This is a genomic window from Streptosporangium sp. NPDC048047, assembly GCF_040653115.1.
Classification (GTDB): Bacteria; Actinomycetota; Actinomycetes; order Streptosporangiales; family Streptosporangiaceae; genus Streptosporangium.
This window is the reverse complement of the sequence record NZ_JBEZNH010000007.1, coordinates 82,852-96,738: the sequence shown is the minus strand read 5'-3', so window position 1 is coordinate 96,738 and position 13,887 is coordinate 82,852. Positions and strand designations below refer to the sequence as shown.

Annotated in this window: 17 protein-coding genes; 11 read left to right on the top strand and 6 right to left on the bottom strand. The window is 72.5% G+C overall.

Going from position 1 to position 13,887, the window contains the following annotated elements; translation table 11 throughout:
• Positions 1 to 86: 86 nt before the first annotated feature.
• Positions 87 to 692, bottom strand: a complete 606-nt coding sequence (locus tag AB0D67_RS08540; RefSeq protein WP_362931406.1) for a TetR/AcrR family transcriptional regulator — start codon at positions 690 to 692, stop codon at positions 87 to 89.
• Between the two features lie 95 nt (positions 693 to 787).
• Here AB0D67_RS08540 and AB0D67_RS08535 point away from each other — a divergent pair, with 95 nt between their 5' ends.
• Positions 788 to 2,245, top strand: coding sequence for an FAD-dependent monooxygenase (locus tag AB0D67_RS08535; protein WP_362931404.1), 1,458 nt, complete (start codon positions 788 to 790; stop codon positions 2,243 to 2,245).
• Between the two features lie 6 nt (positions 2,246 to 2,251).
• Here the strand turns inward: AB0D67_RS08535 and AB0D67_RS08530 are convergent, their stop codons facing one another.
• A complete protein-coding gene (locus AB0D67_RS08530) occupies positions 2,252 to 2,722 on the bottom strand; it encodes a MarR family transcriptional regulator (protein WP_362931402.1) in 471 nt (156 codons plus the stop codon).
• Between the two features lie 93 nt (positions 2,723 to 2,815).
• On the opposite strand from AB0D67_RS08530, the gene AB0D67_RS08525 reads away from it, so the two are divergent.
• From AB0D67_RS08525 to AB0D67_RS08510, 4 genes are all read left to right on the top strand, one after another.
• Entirely contained in the window at positions 2,816 to 3,814 is a 999-nt protein-coding gene (locus AB0D67_RS08525) for an ABC transporter ATP-binding protein (RefSeq protein WP_362931400.1), read from the top strand.
• Positions 3,811 to 5,388, top strand: a complete 1,578-nt coding sequence (locus AB0D67_RS08520) for an ABC transporter permease (protein WP_362931398.1) — start codon at positions 3,811 to 3,813, stop codon at positions 5,386 to 5,388. The genes AB0D67_RS08525 and AB0D67_RS08520 overlap by 4 nt, the downstream gene beginning before the upstream one ends.
• A gap of 384 nt (positions 5,389 to 5,772) precedes the next feature.
• Positions 5,773 to 6,432 carry an HAD family hydrolase gene (locus tag AB0D67_RS08515; RefSeq protein WP_362931396.1) on the top strand — a complete coding sequence of 220 codons (660 nt, stop codon included), beginning with the start codon at positions 5,773 to 5,775 and terminating at the stop codon, positions 6,430 to 6,432.
• 46 nt (positions 6,433 to 6,478) lie between these two features.
• On the top strand, positions 6,479 to 7,546 hold the full coding sequence (locus tag AB0D67_RS08510) for a type I phosphomannose isomerase catalytic subunit (protein WP_362931395.1): 1,068 nt from the start codon (positions 6,479 to 6,481) through the stop codon (positions 7,544 to 7,546).
• A 121-nt stretch (positions 7,547 to 7,667) separates the two neighbouring features.
• Here AB0D67_RS08510 and AB0D67_RS08505 read toward each other — a convergent pair whose 3' ends face one another.
• Genes AB0D67_RS08505 through AB0D67_RS08495 form a run of 3 tightly spaced genes read right to left on the bottom strand, consistent with a single transcriptional unit; the run spans position 7,668 to position 10,156 of the window.
• Positions 7,668 to 8,942, bottom strand: coding sequence for a tetratricopeptide repeat protein (locus AB0D67_RS08505; RefSeq protein WP_362931394.1), 1,275 nt, complete (start codon positions 8,940 to 8,942; stop codon positions 7,668 to 7,670).
• Between the two features lie 45 nt (positions 8,943 to 8,987).
• Positions 8,988 to 9,839, bottom strand: coding sequence for a hypothetical protein (locus AB0D67_RS08500; protein WP_362931392.1), 852 nt, complete (start codon positions 9,837 to 9,839; stop codon positions 8,988 to 8,990).
• A complete protein-coding gene (locus tag AB0D67_RS08495) occupies positions 9,830 to 10,156 on the bottom strand; it encodes a hypothetical protein (RefSeq protein WP_362931390.1) in 327 nt (108 codons plus the stop codon). The genes AB0D67_RS08500 and AB0D67_RS08495 overlap by 10 nt, the downstream gene beginning before the upstream one ends.
• Before the next feature lie 154 nt (positions 10,157 to 10,310).
• Between AB0D67_RS08495 and AB0D67_RS08490 the strand changes: the two genes are divergently transcribed.
• The 6 genes from AB0D67_RS08490 (at position 10,311) to AB0D67_RS08465 (ending at position 13,504) form a co-directional block, all read left to right on the top strand.
• Positions 10,311 to 10,703 (top strand): YbaB/EbfC family nucleoid-associated protein, encoded by a 393-nt coding sequence (locus tag AB0D67_RS08490; RefSeq protein ID WP_362931388.1) that lies wholly within the window; start codon positions 10,311 to 10,313, stop codon positions 10,701 to 10,703.
• Between the two features lie 44 nt (positions 10,704 to 10,747).
• Positions 10,748 to 11,167: a YbaB/EbfC family nucleoid-associated protein gene (locus AB0D67_RS08485; protein WP_362931386.1), complete on the top strand. Its 420-nt coding sequence runs from the start codon at positions 10,748 to 10,750 to the stop codon at positions 11,165 to 11,167.
• A 543-nt stretch (positions 11,168 to 11,710) separates the two neighbouring features.
• The gene (locus AB0D67_RS08480) at positions 11,711 to 12,451 is read left to right on the top strand and encodes an alpha/beta hydrolase (protein WP_362931384.1); all 741 of its coding nucleotides are present in this window, start codon (positions 11,711 to 11,713) and stop codon (positions 12,449 to 12,451) included.
• Between the two features lie 83 nt (positions 12,452 to 12,534).
• Positions 12,535 to 12,894 carry a hypothetical protein gene (locus AB0D67_RS08475; RefSeq protein ID WP_362931382.1) on the top strand — a complete coding sequence of 120 codons (360 nt, stop codon included), beginning with the start codon at positions 12,535 to 12,537 and terminating at the stop codon, positions 12,892 to 12,894.
• A gap of 52 nt (positions 12,895 to 12,946) precedes the next feature.
• Positions 12,947 to 13,156, top strand: coding sequence for a hypothetical protein (locus tag AB0D67_RS08470; RefSeq protein ID WP_362931380.1), 210 nt, complete (start codon positions 12,947 to 12,949; stop codon positions 13,154 to 13,156).
• Positions 13,157 to 13,159: 3 nt separating this feature from the next.
• Entirely contained in the window at positions 13,160 to 13,504 is a 345-nt protein-coding gene (locus AB0D67_RS08465; RefSeq protein ID WP_362931378.1) for a DUF1036 domain-containing protein, read from the top strand.
• Between the two features lie 175 nt (positions 13,505 to 13,679).
• Here the strand turns inward: AB0D67_RS08465 and AB0D67_RS08460 are convergent, their stop codons facing one another.
• The gene (locus AB0D67_RS08460) at positions 13,680 to 13,847 is read right to left on the bottom strand and encodes a hypothetical protein (protein WP_179826102.1); all 168 of its coding nucleotides are present in this window, start codon (positions 13,845 to 13,847) and stop codon (positions 13,680 to 13,682) included.
• Between the last annotated feature and the right edge of the window lie 40 nt (positions 13,848 to 13,887).

Below are 13,887 nucleotides of genomic sequence, written 5' to 3'. Positions count from 1 at the left end.
GGGCGATGGGCCCGGACGACGAGGTCGGCGGGTTCAGCTCATCCCGCCGGGCGATGGGCCCGGACGACGAGGTCGGCGGGTTCAGCTCATCCCGCCGGGCGATGGGCCCGGACGACGAGGTCGGCGGTCTCGGCCGCGATGGTGCGACGCCGCTCGGCGGTCAGCGGCTTCGTGCCGTACCCGCTCGCCACCCGGCCCTCGGTCATCAGCAGGTAGGCGAACTGCCGGGCGGTGCGGGCCGGATCAGGGACGTCGAGCACGCCTGCGGCGTGGCAGCGGCGGAGGTAGCCGGCCAGGTTCTCGTCGAGCTGGGGAGCGGCGGTGTCGCCCCAGTGACCGTTCAGTTCGGGGTGGTTGGCGACTTCGGCGACGGTGAGGCGGTGGAGCGCGGCCACGGTGGGCGACAGCGCCACGGAGAGGATCTGCTCCCCAATCCGGCTCAGGTCCTTCGCCGGGTCGCCGGTCTCCTCGGGGACGGCCTTCGGCGGGCTGCCGCCGGCCACGCGGGCGGCGGCCAAGGCGGCGAGGAAGAGCGCCTGCTTGTCGCCGAAGTGCCGGTAGACGGTCTGCTTCCCGACACCGGCGGCGGCCGCGATGTCGTCGACGCTCGCGGCGTACCCGTGGCGGAGGAACGCGGCGGTGGCCGCGTCGAGGATCGCCTGTCGCTTCGCCCGAGAGGGAACGCCGGTCACGAGCTCATCGTACGCCACGCCTAGACGAGACCGTCTCGTCTCGCTACGGTAAAACAAGACGAGACGGTCTCGTCTTGCACGGAAGGGTTGTGGGCATGGACGCTGACGTCGTCGTGGTCGGAGCGGGTCCGGTGGGACTGCTACTCGCCGCGGAGCTCGCCCTCGCCGGGGTGCGGCCGACGGTGCTGGAGCGCCTGGCCGCCCCGACCGAGCAGCCCAAGGCCCGGGGAATCGGGGTGCTGGCCGCCGAGGCACTGCGTCGCCGGGGTCTCGGGGCGGATCTCGACCGCGAGCATGAACACGGCCTGCGCGCGCTGGCCCGCGACCACGGCACCACCAGGACGCACTTCGCCTGGATCCACAAGATCGACCAGGACGCCGCCGACCCCGGGCGGCATGGCGCGCTGATCGGCCAGCCCGCGCTCGAACGCCTGCTGCGCGACCACCTGCGAGGTCTCGGCGTGCGGGTACGCCACGGGCACACCGTGACCGGCCTGCGGCAGGGGCCGGACGAGGCGACCCTCACCGTCGAGACCTCCACCGGCGAGCAGCGGCTCACCGCCGGGTACGTGGTCGGCTGCGACGGCGGGCACAGCGCCGTCCGCAGGCTCGCCGGCTTCGGCTTCCCCGGCACCCCGCCCCTCATGACCGTCCGCTACGCCCATGCCGAGGTACGCGGCCGCGACCTGCTGCCGCCGCCCGGCCGGCTGCCCGGCGGCACGCTGTTCCACGACGACGGCATGATCGCCACGTTCGACTTCGCCGACACCGCCCCCGACCGGTCGGCGCCGCTCACCGCCGAGGAGGTCCGCGACAGCGTCCGCCGCGTCGCCGGAGCAGACGTCTCGCTGACCGCGTTCCGGGACGGGCTGCGCTTCACCGATCAGGCCCGCCAGGCCGATGCCTACCGGCGCGGACGCGTCCTGCTGGCCGGCGACGCCGCCCACGTCCACTCGCCCAACGGCGGGCAGGGGCTCAACCTCGGGCTGATGGACGCCATGAACCTCGGCTGGAAGCTCGCCGCGGCCGTCCGCGGCGGCGCGTCCGGCGCGCTGCTCGACAGCTACGACGCCGAGCGGCATCCGGTCGGCGCGGCCGTCCTGCACAACACGCGGGCGCAGTCGGCGCTGCTGGCGCCCGGCCCGCACGTGGACGCGCTCCGCGACATCGTGAGCGACCTCATGGACCTGCCGGAGGTCAACCGGCATCTCGGCCGGCTGCTGTCCGGCGTCGGACACCACTACCCACTGCCCTACCCCGCCGCCCACCCGGCGGCCGGCGCGCACTGCCCGCCGCTGACCATCGACGACACCGTCTCCCTGGACCGGCTGGCCGTCACCGGGCGGCCGCTGCTGCTGCATCCGCGGGCGAAGCGGATCGACACCGGCGACCGGGTCGAGGCCGTCCCGATCGGAAAGCTGAGCGACGACCGGCTCGCCGCCGTCCTGCTCCGTCCTGACGGCGTGATCGCGTGGGCCGCCGCGCCGGGCGACGACCTCGAACCGGCCGCACTCCGGCAGGCACTCGACACGTGGTTCGCGCGGAGCCGCTGACAAGGGTCAGTCGCGGACGGGCTTCTGCCGCTCCCAGCGTTCCATCATGAGCAGGATCTCGTCGTGGCAGAAGGCGAAGAAGTCGCGCATCTCGGCCATGCCGTGCCCCGGACGGCTGTCGGTGCCGCCGACCGCGGCTATGCCCTCGTCGACGGTGTCGACGATGAGCTGGAGCCGGTTCATCTTGCTCATCGTCGCCTCCCACCAGCTCTGGCCGCTCAGGAGGTACAGGTCGCGCCGGGAACCCGGGACCGGCTCCCGGCGGAGGAGATCCATGTCCACGAGGTATCGCACCGCGCCCGAGATGGCGCCGGAGCTGGCGCCGAGCCGTTCGGCGAGGTCGGCGGCGCTGAGCGCGTCCTCCTCGGCGGTCATCACGGTGAGCAGCACGCGGGCCGCCATCGGCGGGACGCCCATGGCTGCCAGCATCCGGCCCATCCGCTCCACGAACCGGCGTACGGCCTCCTCGTCGCGCATCTCTCCCCCTCCGGTTCTCTCCGGCATTCTCCAGCGTCAAGGACCCGGGCAGGTACTTTCACTTTCCTCTGAAGGCTCTGTACATTCTAAAGAATGAGTAACGTCATCTCGGTGTCCGGCGTCACGAAGCGATTCGGCCGGACCCGCGCGCTGGACGGCCTGGACCTGGAGGTCCGGGCCGGCGAGGTGCACGGCTTCCTGGGCCCGAACGGCGCCGGCAAGTCGACCGCGATCCGCGTCCTGCTCGGCCTGCTGCGGGCCGACTCGGGCACGGTCCGCCTGCTGGGCGGCGACCCCTGGAAGGACGCCGTCGAGCTCCACCGCCGTCTGGCCTACGTGCCCGGCGACGTCACGCTGTGGCCCAACCTGTCCGGCGGCGAGGTCATCGACCTGCTCGGCCGGCTGCGCGGCGGTCTCGACCGGGCCCGCAGGAAGGAGCTGATCGAGCGGTTCGACCTCGACCCGCGCAAGAAGGGACGGGCCTACTCCAAGGGCAACCGGCAGAAGGTCGCCCTCGTCGCCGCTCTCGCCTCCGACGCGGAGCTGCTGCTGCTGGACGAGCCGACCTCCGGGCTCGACCCGCTGATGGAGGCGGTCTTCACCGACTGCGTCACCGAGGCGCGGGAGCGGGGCCGTACGGTGCTGCTGTCCAGCCACATCCTCGCCGAGGTCGAGAAGCTGTGCGACCGGGTGAGCATCATCCGCGACGGCCGCACCGTCGAGACCGGCACGCTGACCGAGCTGCGCCACCTGACCCGCACGTCGATCACCGCCGAGCTGGCCGCCCCGCCCGACGGGCTGCGCGACGCGCCCGGCGTCCACGACCTGCGGGCCGACGGCGACCGGGTGGCCTTCGAGGTCGACAACGACCGGCTGGACGACGCGCTCCGGCGGCTGTCGGCCGTCGGCGTGCGCTCGCTCACCAGCCGGCCGCCGACCCTGGAGGAGCTGTTCCTGCGCCACTACCGGGACGAGGGCGCCGGTACGGCGGGCGACGCCGCCCGTGCGGCCGGCGGAGACACCCGCCCCGCGGACGGGGAGGCCCGTACGGCGAGCCGGGACGCCCGGACGGTGGACGGGGACGACCGATGACCGGTACCGGCACGCTCGTCCGGTTGATCCTGCGGCGCGACCGGCTGATCCTGCCGTTGTGGGTGCTGCTGCTCGCCGTACTGCCGAGCACCCAGACCGCCGGCATCGCCGATCTGTACCCGACCGAGCGGGAGCTGCAGGGATTCGCCGCGTCCTTCGGCGCCAATCCCGCGCTGGTCGCGCTGTACGGGCCGTTCACCCACTGGAACGCCGCCGCGATGGGCGTGTGGCGCGCGGGGTTCACCCCCGTGCTGCTGGCCCTGGCGAGCCTGCTCACCGTGGTCCGGCACACCCGGGTGGAGGAGGAGACCGGCCGCCGCGAACTGCTCGGCTCCACCGCCCTGGGCCGCCACGCGGGGCTGTCGGCCGCGCTGGCCGTCACCGCGCTGGCGAACCTCGCCGTGGCGCTGGTCGTCACGGCCTCCTTCACCGGGCTGGGATACCCGGTCGCCGGCGCGCTGGCCACCGGCCTCGGCTATGCCGCGACCGGCACGGTGTTCGCCGCGGCGGGCGCGGTCGCCGCGCAGCTCACCGAGAGCGCGGGCGGGGCCAGGGCGATCAGCCTGTCGGCTCTCGGCGCCGCCTACCTGGTGCGGATGGCCGGTGACTCGACCGGCTCCCCGTGGCTGTCGTGGCTGTCGCCGTTCGGCTGGAGCCAGCGGATGCGTCCCTTCGCCGGTGAGGTCTGGTGGCCGCTCGCCCTGTCGCTCGCGGCGGTCGCGCTGCTGTCACTCGCCGCCTACGCCCTGGCCGGGCGCCGGGACCTCGCGGCGGGCGTACTGCCGCCCCGGCAGGGTCCCGCCGACGCCGCGCCCCGCTTCGGCTCGCCGCTCGCGCTGGCCTGGCGGCTGCACCGGGGGCCGCTGCTCGGCTGGAGCGCCGGTTTCGCGGTGTTCGGCGCGGTGGTCGGCGCCGCGGCGAAGACCGCCGCCGACACGATGGCCGGCAACGCGCGGCTCATGGAGATGATGGCCCGGCTGGGCGGTTCGGCGAACGTGGCCGACGTCTTCGTCGCGAGCGTGATGAGCATCTTCGGGATGGGGGCCGCCGGCTACGCCGTGCAGGCCGCGCTGCGGATGCGCGGCGAGGAGACGCTCATGCGCGCCGAGCCGCTCCTGGTCGCCCCGGTGGACAGGGCCCGGTGGATGGCGGGCCACCTGGTGTTCGCGCTGCTCGGCCCGGCCGCGGTGATGCTGGTCCTGGGGGTCGCGGTCGGGATCTCCTACGGCGCGAGCACCGGCGACGTCGCCGGCCGGCTCCCCGAGGTGACGGGCGCGGCGATCTCCCAGCTCCCCGCCGTGTGGTCGCTGACCGGGCTGACGGTCGCGTTGTTCGGCCTGCTGCCGCGGCTGACCGCGCTCGCGTGGGCGGCGCTGGCGCTGTTCCTGCTGCTCGGCCAGGTCGGCGCGCTGCTGGACCTGCCGCCCGCGGCACTGGACCTCTCGCCCTTCAGCCACCTGCCCAAGCTCCCCGGCGGGGAGGTGACGGCGACGCCGCTGCTCGCGCTGACCGCGATCGCCGCCGCACTCGTGGCCGCCGGCCTCTACGGCTTCCGCCACCGCGACGTCGGCTGACGCCGTCCGGGGCCGGGCGGGTCCCACCGTACGGTCCGCGAGGCGTACCGCGGGGCACGCGGGCCGCGCGGAAGGGGTTCACCGGCGGGCGGAAAGGGTTTCGGCAGGCGGGCGGAAGGGGTTTCGGCAGGTGGGAGGCGGTGAGGAACGAGGGAGGAGCCGTCCGTCCCCGGTGGGGGCCCGCGAGGGGGCGGACCGGCTCCGCCGGGGATGAGCGCCGCGCACGGGGGCAGGGTCCTTCCAGGCATCCGCCCGCACCGCAGAAGTCCGGGCGCCCGCCCGCACCGCCGAGGTCCGGACGGCCGGTCCGCACCACCGGAGTACGGGCACCCGCCCGCACCGCCGGGGTACGGGCGCCCGTCCGCACCGCCGAAGGAGGACCGCATGGCCGACACCGCCATCATCGACGTCGACGGCACCCTGGTCGACACCAACTACCAGCACGCGCTCGCGTGGTACCGGGCCTTCGCCCGCTACGACGTGGTGCTGCCGCTGTGGCGCATCCACCGGCACATCGGCATGGGAGGCGACCAGATCGTGGCCGCCCTCGCCGGGGACGAGGTCGAGCGGGAGCACGGCGACGCGCTGCGGGAGGCGTGGACCGAGGAGTTCGACAAGATGATCGACGAGGTGCGGCCCTTCGAGGGCGCGACCGAGCTGCTGGCCGAGCTGGGCCGGCGCGGGTTCGCCGTTGTCCTGGCCTCCTCCGGCAAGCCGCAGCACGTGGAGCGCTTCCTCGACCTCATCGACGGCCGCGAGCACTGCAAGGCGTGGACCACCTCCGAGGACGTCGAGAAGACCAAGCCCGCGCCCGACCTGATGAAGGTGGCGCTCGCCAAGGCCGAGGGCGCGTCCGGTGTGGCGGTCGGCGACTCCACCTGGGACTTCCTCGCCGCGGGCAAGCTGGACCTGCCCGGCGTCGCGGTCCGCACCGGCGGGTTCTCACCCGAGGAGCTGCGCGAGGCCGGCGCCGCCCACGTCTTCGAGTCGATCCCCGACCTGATCGAGGGGCTCGACCGGACGCCGTTCCGGAAGGCCACCTGACGACTCCGGCCCCCGCCCGGAGGCGGGGGCTCCCCGGAGGTTTCCGATGAACTGGTATCCACTGCGTCTCAGCAGCCCGATCCGCGACCACGTCTTCGGCGGCCGGGCCATCGCCGAGCGGCTGGGCCGTACCGGCCTTCCCGACGGGCCCGTCGCCGAGACGTGGGAGGTGAGCGACCTGGAGGGTGACAGCGCGGTGGTGAGCAACGGCCCCCTGGCCGGCTGCACGCTGCGGGAGCTCGTCGAGGACCGGCCGGGCGAGCTGGTGTGCCACGGCTGGAGCGGGCCGCACTTCCCGGTGCTCACGAAGTTCGTCGACGCCACCGGCATGCTGCCGGTGCACCTGCACGCCGACGACGCGACCGCGCGGCGGCTGCAGGCCCAGCCGAACGGCAAGACCGAGGCGTGGCACGTCCTGGACGCCGTTCCCGGCGCCACCGCCCTGGTCGGCGTCAAGGAGGGCGTGGGCCGGGACGAGCTGCGCGCGGCCCTCCTGGAGCAGGATTTCGACGCGGTGATGCGGCGGCTCCCGGTGCGGCCGGGCGAGACGGTGTACGTGCCCGGCGGGACGCTGCACGGCTTCGGTCCCGGCACCCTCGTCTACGAGATCGAGCAGACCTCCGACATCCAGCAGCACGCCATGCCCTGGCGCATGGAGGACGGCTCCGCCCTGGGGACCCGCGAGTGGCACGCCGGCGTCGAACGGCTGCTGGAGGAGTGGCGGCCGGAGTCGCGGCCCGACTTCCAGCCGGGCCTGCGCGTCCCCGCGGGCGAGGACGTCGAGCGGGTGATCTGCTGCGCCGGACCGTACTTCGCCCTGGAGCGCTGGCGGGTGGCGGCCGGCGTGTCACCGGCGGGCCGGTTCGACACCGCGCTCGTGGTGAGCAACGTCGGCGCCCCGGTGGCGGTCGAGGCCGGCGGGTGGTGCGAGACCCTGGAGCCGGCGCGGACGCTGCTGCTGCCCGCCGCCCTCGGCCTGGTACGGGTCACCGGGCCGGCCGACCTGCTGGTCGGCTACCTGCCGAACCTGGAGCGCGACATCCGCGCCCCGCTGGCCGCGAGCGGCTACGGGCCGCAGATCATCGCCTCGCTCGGGGAGGGCCTGGCGGCCTGAGCCGGTCCGGAAGTGGGGGCGCCTGGAGCCGCGGCTCGCCTGAGCCGGTCCGGGGACGGGGACGGGGCGGGCGGGGCCGCAGGTCATGTGCCGAGCCGGCGGGGGTCCGCCCGGATCCGGTTCACCGTGAATCTTCCCGCTCCGCCCGGCCCTGCCCGGCCGGCCCACCCTCCTGGTCCCGGCTCGTCGGGTCCTGCCGCACGTGGCCCTGCTCCGATCGGTCCTGCACCGCCTGGCCATGGTCTTCCGCGCTTCGCTCCCCCCGGTCCTGCTCCGGACCGCCCGTCAGGGACCGCAACTGTTCGGCGGTGGCGCCCAGCGACTCGGCCTGCGGGACCAGCGCCGCGATCTCGGAGTCCCGGCCCAGCTCCCCGAGAAGCTCCGCGTAGGAGAACACGGCGCTCAGCCAGCCGGCGGCGATGCTCTCCTTGAGGTACTCCTCCGCGAGGCCGGTGTTCCCCCGTTCCCGCTCGATGAGGGCGAGGTCCTCGTACGCGCCGTCGGACCCGGCCTCGATCGCCCGCAGGTAGTGGTCGGCCGCCTCCTCGGTACGGCCCGCCCGGTCGAGGAACACCGCGTAGTAGTACAGGGCGCCCTCCTCGTCGTTGTCGATGGCGGCCCGGAAGTCGGCCTCGGCGGCGGCCCGCTCCTCGGCAGCGCCGTGGTCGGCCAGGAACTGGGCTCTCTTGACGAGGGCGTCAGGGACACCCGCCTTGACGGCGCGGTCGAAATGGGCACGCGCGTCGTCGAAGCGTCCCAGCTGTTCCTCGGCGACGGCGAGGTGCAGCATCGCCGACGATCCGGGCTCGCTCCCGGCGGCCAGCCCCTGCCGCAGCCAGTCGATCGCCGCCTCCGGGTCCCCCCGGTCCAGCTCCATCCCCCCGAGGTTGCCGAACGCCAGGGTGTCCCCCTCTTCGGCCGCCCTCCGGAACAGCCGCTCCGCCTCCTCCTGGCGGTCATCGTCCTCCGAGAGGAAGACCCCGTAGTCGTTGACCGCGCCGGGCTCGTCCCGCTCGACCGCCTTCCGATACCACTCCTCCGCCCTGGGACGGTCTCCCACGGCGTCGGCCCAGATGGTCGCCGCCCGCAGCGCGCTCCCCGGAATCCCCTGGCCGGCGGCCGTCTCCATGAGACGGGCCGCCTCCTCGGGACGTCCGGTGGCGACCAGAGTGTCGGAGAGCCAGTCATACGCGTCGGTGTCCCCGTCAGCCAGGGCCGCCCGCAGCACCCGTTCCGCCGCCGGGTGGTCGTCCTCGAGGAACAGCATCCGCCCGTATCGCACCGCCGCTCCGGGCACGCGCTCCCGGACGGCCTGCTCGTACAGTTCCGCCGCCTCCTCGTGCAGGCCGAGCGCGGCCAGCCGGTTGGCCCGGTCGAGCCTCTCGTCGGCACTCATCAGGCACTTCCTCCCCGGGTACGTCAACCGTCGACGACGGCGCCGTCAACCCTTCTTGCGCTTGTTGGGGTTCTCCGGGATGTTCCGGCGGCCCCCGTGGCCCGCGGCTTTCTCGTGCTTGTCCTTCGTGGAAGCGCTGCCCCCCGACTCGTGGGGCTTCCTGTTCGCCTGGTTGAGCGGCTTCTTGCCACCCTGGCCGCCGGAGGAACCGCCTCCGCCGCTCTTCCTCCCGAAGAGCATCATGCCCGGCGGCTCGTCGGCCCGGCCGGCGGCCCGCGGGAAGGGGGACCGTCCCATCGGCACCCGGGGGCCGCCGGCCCCGGCCAGCATCGGCCCGCCACCGCCCCCGGGACCACGCATCTTCTCGATGATCTGCCGGAGCGGCTGGGTGACCCGGCGGCTGACCGCCGGGGCCAGCACCCGGCCGGCGCCCTCGGTGGTCTCGCGCAGGATCCGGCCCGTCGCGTGACGGGTGGCGTACATCGTCGCGGCCGCCGCGCCGACGCCGAACGCTCCACCCGTCAGCATCTGGGCCCGCATCATGACGATGGCTCTCACGGCCTGCGTGGCCACCGCCACCTTCGTGGCCGTCACCACCATCGCGGTGCCGTCGAGCACCGCCGGAGCGGACCGGGCGGCGCCGACGGCGGTGCTCAGATGCCCTCCGTCGCCGCCGCTCTCCTGCCAGAGGCCCGCCAGTTCGGTCGCCGAGTCTCCCCGGTAGTGGTCCTGTGTCCGCCGTACCTGCCCGTCGGCCGCCTCGCCCGCCGGCTGGGCGCCCGCGAGCACGGTGCGCCAGGCGTCCGCGTCCTTCCTGATCTCGTCCTCGTCGACGTTCGGCCACGGTGCGAAGATCGACACGATTCCCGCGACCTCGGGCGGGAGCGTCACCCCCATGACGCGCCACCCAACTCGCCGATCTCCCTCGTCCGGTCGGTCTCCGTCGTCGCGCTGTTGGCCGCCACGGCCCGCAGTCCGTCGCCGACCCCGGTGATCACGCTGGAAAGACCGGTCAAGGCTTCGACCGCCGCCGCGGAGCAGTCGGCGTACACGGCGGTGAGCGGCCCGAGCAGACCGTCGTCACCCCAGGACCCGCCGCCCACGCCGCGGTCCCGCAGCCGCTGCACCGCGGCGTCGTACTCTTCCCCGTGAGTTCGTATCCGGGAGGCGTCCTGCCCTGTGGCATCAGGAGCGATCTCAAACCCGAAAGTCATGGCGGTGACCTTAACGTAAATCACCAGGAATTCCCGAAAAGTTATCTATAGCTACTTAGCGCTGCCTTCATACCTACATATGGCTACCTAACGGCTTCTGAGTTCCGTCTAGACTGGCCGTCGCCCGCCCTCTGGTCACTTCCGGGAGTACGACATGCCGCCGATGCCCGAACCGGGAGACGAGCTTCGCTACCTGGACGAGACGCTGCACCACGCCCTCCAGGCGATGAGGACGTTGGAGGAGAGCGAGGAGAGGATCCGCGGCCTCGTCGAGGAGGGCGAGGCCGCCGACGGACTGGTGCGGGCCACCTCCGACGGGCAGGGCGGCATCCTGACGCTCCACCTCGACCCACGCGCGCTGCGGCTCGGTCACGCCGCTCTCGGCCGGGAGGTGGCGGCGGCGCTCCGGCAGGCCCAGCAGGCGGCGGGGCGGCGTTCGCAAGAGATCCTGGGTGAGGTGCGGGCCCTCGCCGCGTCCATGCCGGAACCGCTGGACGAGACCTTCATCCGCGACCGGGTCGAGCAGGTGGCTCGCGAGTTGTTCTGAGCAGCCGACGGCCGACGTGGATTCTTTTCCCTGGGGGTGGAAGGTTGGACGACTTTCGCATGGATCCGGGCAACATCCGCGACGAGGATCTCAATGAGGAGTTGAGACGCTCACAGCGGATGATGGCGTGGATCGAAGAGGCACAGAACGAGCTCGACGAGGTCGTGGGAACGGGCGAAGGCCCGTCCGGCCACGTCAGGGCGTCGGCCGGACCGGACGGGACGGTGCTGGAGGTCGGGTTCGACCCCCGCGCCCTGCGGCTGGACAGCCGGACACTGGCCGAGGAGGTGCTGGCCGCCGTCGGCGCGGCGCAGAGCGACGCCGAACGGCGGATCCACGAGCTGATGCGTGAAGGGCTGGACGGCTTCGACCCCGTACAGGCCCGGGCCCGGTTCGAACAGGTCATGGGGGCCTCAACCAGTAGAACGAGGTCGTGGTCATATTCCGACGAGACTTCTCGATAAGCGTTGAGCCGCAGGTCAGGGGGGTTCGCCTCGGGTGGTCCAGCCGTCTTTGGTGATGAGTTCGGCGAGGGCGTGGCGGAGTTGGTCGATGCGGCCGGCGGCGTCGGGTCCGCGGATGCAGCTGGGTGACGAAGGACCCGGCCGGAGCCGGATTCTCGGAAGTCACACCGGGACTCTACTTCTGGGAACCAGTCGTTCTCGGAGGTTTCTGACAACCGTCGCTCGACGGGTGATGTGCATCCGCTCGGATACTGGCCGTCGTGACGCTACACAGATGACGACGTGACCGACCCATGGCTGACCAGGAAGAAACTCGGCGGCTGCTTGATGCCGTCGAGACCGGCCGACACGTGACCGGACAGGCCCGCAAAAACCCGTTGGCGGACCACAGCGGCCACTGCTATCTTTCCGGAGACCGTGCAAGAGAGCGAGGAGGTGGTACCCGTGAACACAGTATCGACATGGGTGCTCCCCCGCGGGGTCACGGTCGGGCGATAGGTCGTCCGGGAGCGCCGTTCAATGGCACTCCCGAAAGGTACGACCATGCACTTCACTTCCGAACAGCGGCTCGACGATGGTGTCCTCGAGCGCGAATTCACCCTCGGCGAGACTCCCGGCATCCTGTGGACGCCCGGATCCGCATCCGCATCCGCACCGGTGCCGCTGATCCTGCTCAGTCCCCCTCCTCTCGGGCTGCGCAAGACGTACCCCCGACTGGTGGCCCGAGCCCGGCACTCCGCGGCGGACGGCTTCGCCACGGCCACCATTGAACTCCCCGGAGCCGGCGACCGGCCCCGCCTGCCCGGCGGCGAGCAGGCCCTCGCCGACCTGCACCGGGCTATGGAGGCCGGCGAGCCGGTCAGCGACGAGATCATCGACGCCCTCATCCTCCCCCTGGTCGACAAGGCGGTCCCGGAATGGCAGGCCGCCCTGGACACCCTCCTGTCGCTGCCCGAGATCGGCGGCCCGGTCGGATACTCGGGGGGAGTGATCTCCATCGGGACCCGGCTGGCGGTGGTTGAGCCGCGTATCTCGGCTGCTGTTCTGTTCGCCGGGAGTTTCATCCCTCGCGCCATGTTCGAGGAGGCCCGCAAGGTCACCATTCCTCTGCACGTCCTGCTGCAGTGGGACGACGAAGGGAACGACCGGCAGGCGGCCCTGGACCTGTTCGACGCCTTCGGCTCCAAGGAGAAGACGCTGCACGCCAATATGGGCGGGCACACCGGCGTCCCGCAGGCCGCGGGTGACGAAGCGGGCCGATTCCTCACCCGGCACCTGAAGTGAGGCCAGCCCGTCGGGCCGGCAGCAGACGATAGGAGTTGTCGGGTCGGGATGCCGCCATCAAGGACAGGCCCAGGCCCTCCTTGATGGCGGCGGCCGGCCCGCACGAGAAGCCGGTGCTCGGCAGGGACGCCCACAAGGCCATGGTGGCCGGGCTGATCCTGTCCGGTGTCCGGCCGGTCTGGGTGGACCCGAACTTCGACCCGGACCTGCACCTGGCCCACCCACCGTCGGTCGAGGCGTTCGCCGCGGCCTTCGACGAGAGAGCGCCCGCGTCGTCGCCGCGGGGTGACCGCCGCCTTCCGGCGACGACGGTGTCGAACGGCCGGGACGCCCGGCCGTTCGACATTTCCTCCCTTTTCCGGGTTTTTTCACCCCCGACGCACTCTTTCGATCATTCACGCCTCGACCAGGGGAAGAAGTGTCTTTACAGCCCTTTGACATGACTGTACGTTTTCATCAAATCACCCTGTGCATTCAAGGAATGTAGGTGAGACCATGCCCGAAAACGGCAGCGAACGCCCTCCCGACCCACGGGTGGCGTTCGCGAGCGCGGCGGAGGCCAACGCCGGGGAGCGCAACGAGCGTCCCGGGACGGCCGACCGCGCCGTCATCACAGCGGCCGCCGACGAGCACCTCCCGCCCCTGGCCGAGCAGGCGCTGGACGACCGGCCGCTGACCCTGCGATTCACGGAACCGGAGGAGTAGGCCGTGGAGCTGCACTTCCGCAACCGCTACGTGTCCAGGGTGTGGGTCTCGATCATGTTCTACAGCCCCGTCACCTGCCGTGACTACGGCCAGTGGGGCACCCGCGGCTGGTGGGCCATCGACCCGGGCGGCGAGGCGTTCGTCCTCAACACCGACAACCGCTACGCCGCCTTCTACGCCGAAGCCGCCAACGGAGCCGTCTGGACCGGCCCCTACGGCCCGATGTACGTCTACCAGACCGCCTTCGACTCCTGCCTCAACATCGGCAGCACCGCCGCCAGGCTCGTCGGCACCCGCCTGGTCGACATGAACGGTTACTCCCGCTACTACGTGAACCTCGTCGCCTGACGAGGCCCCTCACCGGGCGCCGCCCCGGCACCACCGGTCGGCATCGCGGTGAGGAAGCCCCCTTGAGCGCCTCCTGGGAGACGGCTCCGAGGTCCGCCCGGACCCCGGTCTCTTCCGCTGATCCGTCCCCCTCCGACCGGGAGGCGCTCACCCCGAAGCCACCCGCCGACGCCGGCTAGGGCTCGATGTTCTTGCGCAGCGCGGCGAAGTAGAACCCGATGGCGATGGCGCCCACCAGCGCCACCATCCCGACGGTGGTCCCCTCCGCGCCGAAGAGCGAGGTCAGCACGATCGCGACGGCGAAGACGAGGGGCACGCCGATATCGAGCCTTTTGCGGTTCACGATCCTCCTCCTGGGTTCCGCCCCGCGGCTTCACCGTCCG